Consider the following 2,390-nt stretch of genomic DNA (forward strand, 5'->3'; position numbering starts at 1 on the left):
GGCGCACGTGACGGCTTGTTCGGCGGCCGCTGGCGCCGCGCTAGGCTGAAACGATGGAGTTCGATGCCATCATTCTCGCCGGGGGGCGGTCCTCACGCCTCGGCGGCGTGCCCAAATCCGGGCTGGTCTACGACGGCGCCACCCTCCTGGAGCGGTCACTGCGGGCCGCCGGCGCGGCGGGGCGCACCGTCGTCGTGGGCCCCGACCCCGGGGGCCTGCCCGGCGGCGTCCTGACCTGCCGGGAAGAGCCGCCCTTCGCGGGTCCGGCCGCAGCCATCGCGGCGGGGCTGGCCGCCCTGGCCGCCGATCACGCGAGCCGGCACGCAGTAGCCGCGCCCTATACCCTCGTCCTGGCGTGTGACATGCCCCGGTCGGCCGGCGCGGTCCATGCCCTGGCCGAGGCGCTGGCCGCGTCCGGTGCAGGCACGCCGGAAAGGGACGCGGCCGACGGCGTCATGGCCGTCTCGGCCGACGGCCGGAAACAGCCGCTCGCGGGCTTTTATGGCACGGCCGTGCTACATCGTTCTGTCGCGGACGCCGCGTCCCGGGACCGGCTGGAAAACGCGTCGGTGTTCGCCCTTCTTGCTAGGCTGGACGTGCGGGAAGTTCGCGTTCCCCCGGGTTCCACGGATGACGTCGACACCTGGGATGACGCGTCCGCACTGGGGGTATCCGGCAGGATTCCCGACGGCGGTCCGGGCTCCGGCCCGGCTCTGCACAGCTGAACTCGACCATGGAGGCAAACGGTGAAAAGCCAGGACGAAACACTGGAAGACTGGTGCCGTGCCCTGCTCCAGGCCCTGGAGCTGGACGACGTTGAGATTGACGTGAATGAGGTCCTCGCCCTGGCCGGCGTGGCCGCCCATTCCGTGGTGCGCCCGGCGGCACCGCTGACCACATTCATTGCCGGCTTTGCGGCCGGCCTGGCCTCAGGCTCCGGGCAGGCCACGGACTCCGTGTCCATGGAGTCCGCGATGGCCGTGGCCCGCCGGCTCGCCAAGGACTACGCAGCCGCCGAAACTTCCGGGGCATGACGGCTGCGGCCCCGGACGGCAACGGCCCCGCTGCCCCTGGCAGAGATGGCGGTGAAGATGGCGTCAACGATACCGGCGGAAATGGCGTCGGAACTGGCGGTGGAGAGGCTCCCGTAGACGGCCCTGGTGGCCCTCACATCGCGGCGCACCAGGATGCAGCGGGCGAAGACACTGCGGACCAGGATGCAGCGGACGAGGAGGCAGGGGACCAGGGCGCCGCGGAGCCGCACAGGCACCTGGCCCACACGTGGCAGGAGGCCCGGCAACTCGCGTTCGAGTGCGCCGTTCCCATCCCGGCCGCCCCTGTTCCGCTGCGGCAGGCGCTCGGCCGGACGCTCGCGGCGGACGTCGTTGCCCGGCAGGACATGCCCCATTACGCTTCCTCTGCCATGGACGGCTGGGCCGTCAACGGCAGCGGCCCCTGGATCCTGGCCGAACCCGGCCAGCGTCTGGCACCACATCAGGCCAGCCCGATTGCCACCGGCGGCCTCATCCCGCCCGGGGCCAAGGCCGTGTTGCGCAGCGAAAGCGGCATCATCGACGTCGACGAGGACGGCCTGCCCGTCCTGAAGCTGGGCGGCACCGCGAAGCCGGGAGACCCGCGCAACGGCGACCACATCAGGAAGGCCGGGGAGGAAGCCGCCGCCGGGGACGTACTGATCAAGCGCGGCACGGTCCTGAACCCGGCCCATCTGGCCCTCGCCGCGCTGGCCGGAAGTGACACCCTTCCCGTGCTCGGCAAGGCCGTGGTCCGCCTCGTTTTCACTGGCTCCGAGGTCGTGACGAGCGGGATGCCGGCACCCGGGCAGGTCCGCGACACCTTCGGACCCCAACTGGCCGCCGTGGTGGGAATGCTCGGCGGGATCTGTACCGAAGAAGTGAAAGTCGGCGACACCTACGCCGAGTGGCTCGCCGCCCTCGAGGACACCGATCCTGCCGGTGAAAACCTGCCTGCCGACGTCGTGGTCACCACCGGCGGCACGGGGCGCTCCGGGACAGACCACCTCAGGCGCTCGGTCGCCGAGCTCGGCGGCCGCCTTCTGATCGACGGAATCGCCATGCGCCCGGGCCACCCCGCCGTGCTGGCCGAGCTGCCGGACGGCCGTTACATCCTCGGCCTGCCAGGAAACCCGCTAGCGGCCATGATGGCCCTGTCCACGATCGGTGCCCCACTCCTGGCGGCACTCGGGCACAGCGCGATCCCCCCGCTCAGCGAGGTGCCCTGCGGCTCGACAATTGACGCCGACCCGGGCCGGACCCGGCTCATGCCCTTCCGGCTGCTCTATGGCATGGCATCGCCGGCGCAGCACACCGGCCCGGGAATGATGCGGGGGCTGGCCGCCGCCGACGGTGTGC

At 71.7% G+C, this 2,390-nt stretch carries 3 protein-coding genes; all 3 read left to right on the forward strand.

The genetic code is table 11. From position 1 onward, the window contains the following. The first annotated feature begins 53 nt into the window (after window positions 1–53). The gene (locus tag LQV45_RS26070) at window positions 54–725 is read left to right on the forward strand and encodes a molybdenum cofactor guanylyltransferase (RefSeq protein ID WP_230009569.1); all 672 of its coding nucleotides are present in this window, start codon (window positions 54–56) and stop codon (window positions 723–725) included. 21 nt (window positions 726–746) lie between these two features. Continuing rightward, a complete protein-coding gene (locus LQV45_RS26075) occupies window positions 747–1,034 on the forward strand; it encodes a DUF6457 domain-containing protein (RefSeq protein ID WP_079555354.1) in 288 nt (95 codons plus the stop codon). Then, window positions 1,031–2,390: molybdopterin molybdotransferase MoeA (locus LQV45_RS26080; RefSeq protein ID WP_230009571.1), on the forward strand; the 1,360-nt coding region annotated here is incomplete at its 3' end. The genes LQV45_RS26075 and LQV45_RS26080, both read left to right, overlap by 4 nt.

The organism is Microbacterium sp. Bi128 (genome assembly GCF_918698205.1).

Bases quoted from the DNA above. Each gene is read 5' to 3' on its own strand.
- LQV45_RS26070 (WP_230009569.1), top strand. From the start codon at position 54: ATGGAGTTCGATGCCATCATTCTCGCCGGGGGGCGGTCCTCACGCCTC.